General features: G+C 72.2%; 4 protein-coding genes. 2 read left to right on the plus strand and 2 right to left on the minus strand.

Annotation, left to right across the window (positions count from 1 at the left end):
• Nucleotides 1-222: 222 nt before the first annotated feature.
• Nucleotides 223-627 carry an SRPBCC domain-containing protein gene (locus tag VIG79_RS00005; protein ID WP_331880495.1) on the minus strand — a complete coding sequence of 135 codons (405 nt, stop codon included), beginning with the start codon at nt 625-627 and terminating at the stop codon, nt 223-225.
• Between the two features lie 237 nt (nt 628-864).
• Between VIG79_RS00005 and VIG79_RS00010 the strand changes: the two genes are divergently transcribed.
• Complete coding sequence (locus tag VIG79_RS00010) at nt 865-1,662, plus strand: hypothetical protein (RefSeq protein WP_331880497.1); 798 nt, start codon at nt 865-867, stop codon at nt 1,660-1,662.
• Here VIG79_RS00010 and VIG79_RS00015 read toward each other — a convergent pair.
• On the minus strand, nt 1,650-3,731 hold the full coding sequence (locus VIG79_RS00015; protein ID WP_331880499.1) for a penicillin-binding transpeptidase domain-containing protein: 2,082 nt from the start codon (nt 3,729-3,731) through the stop codon (nt 1,650-1,652). The genes VIG79_RS00010 and VIG79_RS00015 overlap by 13 nt on opposite strands.
• 46 nt (nt 3,732-3,777) lie before the next feature.
• On the opposite strand from VIG79_RS00015, the gene VIG79_RS00020 reads away from it, so the two are divergent.
• A complete protein-coding gene (locus VIG79_RS00020; protein ID WP_331880502.1) occupies nt 3,778-5,028 on the plus strand; it encodes an NAD(P)/FAD-dependent oxidoreductase in 1,251 nt (416 codons plus the stop codon).
• Nucleotides 5,029-5,132 lie beyond the last annotated feature (104 nt).

Below are 5,132 nucleotides of genomic sequence, written 5' to 3' on the forward strand. Positions count from 1 at the left end.
GAGGACCGCTGCCGGCGGTGGCGGTCGTGGACCCGGCACCGTCGGTGGACGTGCACGCGCCGAGCGCGGCGGCCGCGACCACTGCGGTCACGACCGCTCGCCACCCCGCCGCGGGCCGTCCCATCGGCTCAGTATCGCCACCGCCACTGAGATCAGCGTCAGGGTTTGTGCCGGCCCGGGTCCGGCGGCTCACGGCCGGGCGGAATCGCCGACCGAAGGGGGTCAGGCCAGCGCGTCGAGGCGGTCGAGCGCGGCGGACCAGCGCTGCTCGATGGCGGCGCGGTCGGGGCCGGCCGGCTCGTGGCGCAGTGACACCCGCGTCCCGTCGCCCTCGGCGGCGAGATGGAGGTCGACCAGCGACCGGGGGGCGTCGGCGGCCGCGTGCCAGGAGACCCGCACCTGTTCGAGGGGGTGGTAGCTGCGCCAGACCCCGTGGCTACCGTCGTCCGCATGCCACGGCTCGCCCTTGCCGCCGAGGCGGGCGCCGGGACCCAGCAGGGCTTGGGCGCCGTCGTTGGTGGTGAGGACGCGCCATACGTGGTCGACGCTGTGCGGAAGCACGGTGTCGATCTCCACCACCTGATCTGCCTTCTCGTCGACCGCCTCGCTCGGTGCGGTTTCGGACATTCGAGCCTCCTTGGTCGGGCCCCGCCGTGCCACACTGCCGGCGAACTGCAGGTTCGGGCCCAGGGCACCATGTCACCCCTTCCGGAGCCCCGGCGCCACCCCCTGGAGCGAGGAATTTGGCGAACTCGCGGGGGCGGTGAACCTGCCGCCTGTCGCCGTGCGGGCGCGGGGCTCCACGACTAGCGTGGCGAGCGGCTCGACCTCGAGCCGCAACCCCGAAACAAGGAGTACCCCGCCATGGACGCCTGGGTCTGGATCCTGTTGCTGGTCGTCGTCGTCGCGATCGTCGTCGCGCTGGTGATGTCCCGTTCCCGGCAGCGTGAGAACCGCCGCATGGAGGCAGCCGAGCTGCGCGAGCCGACAGCCGACCACCAGATGGAGCTGCGTGAGAAGGAGGCCGCTGCGGCGGCGTCCGAGGCCGAGGCCCGCCGGGTCCGTGCCGAGGCGGACCAGCGAGCGGCCGAGGCCCAGCAGGCCGAGGTCACCGCCCAGCGCGCGAGCATGGACCGTGACAGCGCAGCCGCCACCACCGAGGAGCAGCTGCGCCGCGCGGACGCGCTCGACCCGGACGTGGCGACCGACAAGGAGGGAAACCGCCTCGCCGAGGACGGCGACCCGGTCGAGACGCCGGCCGCGGAGCGGGCCGCAACGGGGTTCGGGGCCTCGTCAGCGGCGCGGGACCACGACCACGCGGACGACGACCACGCGCAGCACGGCCACGAGCACACCCACGCCTACGAGGGCGACGAGCCCACCGGTGCGCCGATCGGCGCCGAGCAGGGTCAGCCGCTGCACCGCATCGGCAACATGCGCGGTGTCGACGAGGACGACCAGACGGGGCCGACGTCGGTGACGTCCGACCCGGTCGCCACGAGCGAGACCACTCACGAGACCACTCACGAGACCACGGACGAGGACGTGACCGACGACCGGATGGGCGACGGCGAGAACGATGCCCGCGACCGCGCGCGGGAGCGGGCCGACGACGTGCTCGCCAAGCGCGACGCCGAGGCGGAGCGGCGTCAGCCGGAGTAGGCCTCGAGGAACGCCTTGAGCAGCGGGCCCGCGGTCTTCGACCCGGACTCGCCGTTCTCGACGTAGACGGCGACGGCGAGGTCGCCCTTCGCTGCGACCATCCAGGCGTGGGTGAGGGGCGGGTTCGCCGTGCCGTACTCCGCGGTGCCGGTCTTGGCCGCCGTCACGCCGTCGGACGCCAAAGACGCCCCGCTGCCCTCCGAGACGACCGCGCCGAGCATCGACTGCAGGGCCTGGGCCTCCGCGGGCTGCAGGGGCTTGTCCGGGGTCGGGAACCCGGCGGCGGACGGGTTGTCGTCGACGAGGCGCGGCCGGACGACGGAGCCCTTGACCGCGGACGCCAGAACGGTCGCCATGTCCATCGGGGAGACGAGCACCTTGGCCTGGCCGATCATCGACGCCGCGTGCTCGGTCGACGTGGCGGTGGTCGGGACCGAGCCGAGGTATGCCGGAAAGCCCACGTCGAGGTCGACACCTACGCCCAGGGCGGCGGCGGCCGACGCGAGGTCGGCCTGCGAGACCTTGTCCTGGTTGGAGATGAACGCGGTGTTGCAGGAGTTGGCGAACGCGGTCCGGAGCGGGATGGTGCCCATCTTGTTCGGCGGGTAGTCGTTGTAGTTCTTGAACGACCGGCCGCCGACGCTGACGGTCGGGGTGCACGAAACCGGTGAGTCCGGGGTGAGGCCGGCGCGGAGCAGTGCCAGGGCCGTGACCATCTTGAAGGTCGAGCCCGGAGCCGCCTGGCCCGTGGTCCCGACCGCGAGGCCGTTGCTGCCCGGCCCGTTGGCCGCCGCGACGATCTCACCGGTGGACGGCCGGACCACGACGAGTGACGTCGGAGTGTTGGTGGAGCCGCCCTGCAGCACTGCCTCGGCCACCGTCTGCGCGGTGGCGTCGAGGGTCACGACGAGCGGCTTGCCGTCGACGGCCGGCGAGGTGAACAGGTCGCGGCTGGACTGCTTGCCCGCGGCGTCCGTCCCCACGGCCTGGATGGTTCGGCCCGTGGTGCCACGCAGCCGCGCGTCGTAGCGCTGCTCCAGGCCGGAGAGCCCGACGACGTCACCCGCCTTGAGGGCTCCGTTGGACTTCTGGACCAGGTCGGCGGTGGCCTCGCCGACCGTGCCGAGGATCGACCGGGCGAAGTTCGGCGACGGGCCGATGACCGACTTTCCGGGAATGCTCACCGCCCCCGGGATCGCCGCGACCGCCGCCGTCTGCGTCGTGAGGATGGGGTCGTCGGCCCGCACGATGATCAAGGGGACGAACGCCTTGGCACCGGCGGCCGCGACCGCCTTGGCGTAGGCCGCCGGATCGGTGCCGACCAGCTGGGCGAGGGCCGCGGCCGCGGCCTGCTGCTGGTCCGCGCCCACCTTGGTCTTGTCGATGCCCACCTGTGCGGTGTCGCGTTGTGTCATCAACGGCGTCGAGTTGGCTCCGACGATGTCGCCACGCTTGGCGGCGACCGTCGTCAGGGCCAGCTTCTCGGAGCCGGTGAGGTTCGGGGCGAACACCGCCGGGTTCCAGGTCACGTGCCAGGTCTCGTCCTGGGCCCGGCTGAGGTTCGCGGTGGTGGTGTAGCTCCAGACCACGTCCGTGCCGCCACCGGCTCCGGTCGTCGTGGCCGACGACGGCGTCGGCGCGCTCGCGCTGGGCGTCGCGCTCGCGCTGGGCGTCGCGCTGGAGGACCCCGAGGGCGTTCCGGTGGCCGTCGCGGTCGCCGAGGCGGGGGCGGCCGACGGCAGCGTCCACGTGAACGCCAGCGTGGCCGTGGCCGTCCGCTCGTTGGACTTCGGCTCCGAGACCTGGCTGACCGTGACGGCCCGCTTCACGTCCTTGAGGTCGCCCACGGCCGTCCCGATGAACGCCGCCACGTTCGCCGACGTCGCCCCGTCGAACGGCACCTTGTTGAGGTCGCCACCGGCGAGGCCGGCGGCCAGTGCCTTCGCGGTCTGGTCGGGAGTGGGTGGCTTGTTGACGACGTCGCAGGCGGTCAGGGTGGTGACGAACGTCAGCACACCGACAGAGGCCACGGCGCCGCGCTGCCGTAGGTTTCGTTTCGGGTGCCGCATGCGCCCATCCTCACATCGACGACGACGAGGAACGAAAGGCGCACCCATGCCCACAGCGGATGTCCAGCGGGTTGTCATCGTCGGAGGGGGCCTCGCGGCGGCCAAGACCGCCGAGGCGCTGCGCGCCGAGGGGTATGCCGGGTCGATCGTCCTGTTCGCCGCGGAGCGGCACATTCCCTACGACCGGCCGCCGCTCTCCAAGGCCTTCCTCAGGGGCGAGCAGGGCGCTGAGGACGGCTACGTCCTGCCCGAGGCCTGGTATGCCGAGCACGACGTCGACCTGCGCATCGGGACGGCGGTGACGTCCTTCGACGCCGGCGCCCACGAGGTCCTCGCGACCGACGGCAGCCGGACCGCATACGACAAGCTCGTCCTCGCCACGGGAGCTTCTCCGCGGCGCAGCGACCTGCCTGGCGCCGACCTGGGCGGGGTGCTCTACCTGCGCACGCTGGAGGACAGCGAACGGCTGAGAGAGGCCTTCCAAAAGGACGCGAAGGTCGTCATCGTCGGTGGCGGCTGGATCGGGCTGGAGGCGGCATCAGCAGCTCGCGAGGCCGGCGCTGACGTCACGGTCCTCGAGATGGCCGAGGAGCCGCTGATGGCGGTTCTCGGCCCGGTGCTCGGCCGGTCGTTCGCCGACCTGCACCGAGAGCACGGCGTCGACCTGCGGACCGGCGTCACCATCGCGGCCATCGAGCCGGCCGCCGACAGCCACAAGGTGGCGGCCGTCGTGCTCGGCGACGGGACGAGCATCCCGGCCGATGCCGTCCTCGTCGGGATCGGCGCCATCCCCAACACCGACCTCGCCGTCACCGCGGGCCTCGAGCTCGACAACGGCATCGTCGTCGACGCGCAGGGCCGCAGCAGCGATCCCGACATCTTCGCCGTCGGGGACGTCGCCAACGCGGATACACCGGCGCTGGGCCAACGGGTCCGCGTCGAGCACTGGGCCAACGCACTGGACCGCCCGCCGACCGTGGCCAAGGGTGTGCTCGGGAAGCCGGGGGACTTCGACAAGCTCCCGTTCTTCTACTCGGACCAGTACGACCTCGGGCTGGAGTACTCCGGCCGGGGCGGCCGGGAGGACGACATCGTCATCCGGGGCGACCTGGACGGCCGGGAGTACATCGCGTTCTGGCTCGACGGCGATCGCGTCACCGCCGGGATGAACGTCAACGTCTGGGACGTCCAGGACGACATCCAGGCCCTGATCACGTCGCGAGACGCCGTCGACCGCGAGAAGCTCGCGGACGACGGCGTCCCACTCACAGAGGTCAGGACGTCGCGAACCACTTGAGCGTGTTGCCCACCAGCGTCGCCTTGTCTGCCGCCGTCCCGAACGCCTCGATCGGGAAGGCCGCGAAGAACACCTTGTAGGTACCGGTAGCCGCGGTGAGGGCG

The organism is Lapillicoccus sp., from assembly GCF_036559105.1.
Classification (GTDB): Bacteria; Actinomycetota; Actinomycetes; order Actinomycetales; family Dermatophilaceae; genus Lapillicoccus.